Source organism: Streptomyces sp. SID14436, assembly GCF_010548465.1.
GTDB lineage: Bacteria > Actinomycetota > Actinomycetes > Streptomycetales > Streptomycetaceae > Streptomyces.
The window spans coordinates 1-1,049 of sequence record NZ_JAAGMD010000779.1; the positions used below are offsets into that span (position 1 = coordinate 1).

Here is a 1,049-nt window from a genome sequence, read left to right on the forward strand (position 1 = left end):
GCCGCCGTCTGCGCCGGGGGGCGGCCGGTCCGGCCGGCCGCGGTCAGCCGTCCGCGAGGAGGGCGTAGGCGGCGGCTCCGAAGGGGTCGTGGGCGCGGTAGCGGCGGGTGCACACCGCGGCGAGGGCGGTGCCGGTGTCCGGCCGGAAGCCGATGAACGCCTGCTGTCCGAGGGTCGCGCCGCTGTGGAAGTAGAGGGGCCCGCCGTCCGTGGGGTGACGGAACCACGCGACCGTGTGCACGTGCCGGTGCCCGAGACCCCGGCGCAGTACCGGGGTGCGGACCGCGTCGAGCGCTCCGGCGAGGTCCGGTGCGCGGGCGGGGTCGAGGTGTGCCTCGAGGAAGGTGAGCAGGTCGTGCGGGGTGGCCCGGACCGCCCCGGCCGCCTGGAAGCCCCCAGGGTCGAAGGGGGGCAGCGCCTCGCCGTCCTTGCGGTGCCCGGTGGCGTCCCGGCCGTCGGCGTCCGACCGCACGCTCGTGCCGCGCAGGTCCAGGGGGTCCAGCAGCAGGCGCTCGGTGAGGTCCTGCCAGCCGGTGCCGGTGGCGGCGGCGAGCGCGTGACCGAGCACCGCGACACCGAAGTTGGAGTAGCGCCAGCGGGTGCCGGGCCGGTGGCGTGGGGGGTGCCGCAGGAAGGCGGCGACGACCCGGTCGCCGGGGTAGCGGCCGTAGGGGTTGGTGTGCCAGGCGGGCAGGGCGCGGGCGAGGAAGCCCGGCGGGAGGGCGGGCAGTCCGGCGGTGTGGGTGATCAGGTGGGCGAGCGTCGCCGGGCACCCGTCCCGGGACGGGTGCCCGCCCAGGAGGGCGGCGGCGGGTTCGGCGCCGGACAGGCGGCCCCGGTCCACGAGCCGGGTCAGCAGGAGTCCGGTGAACGCCTTGGTGGCCGAGCCGATCTCGTAGCGGAGGCTGTCGCGGGGGCGTGCCGGGGGCGGTGCGGTGCCGCCGGAGCGCACGATGCGCCGGCCCCGCCGGGAGACGGCGAAGACGGCGTCGGGGGCGTCGGCGGCGGCGACCGCCTCGTCGAGGCGCGCAGCGAGGCGGTCGCCGCCG

General features: G+C 78.7%; 1 protein-coding gene. It reads right to left on the reverse strand.

From position 1 onward, the window contains the following. Positions 1-43: 43 nt before the first annotated feature. Positions 44-1,049, reverse strand: a 1,006-nt coding sequence (locus G3I53_RS28160) for a serine hydrolase domain-containing protein (protein ID WP_164438917.1), incomplete at its 5' end; no start/stop codon positions are given.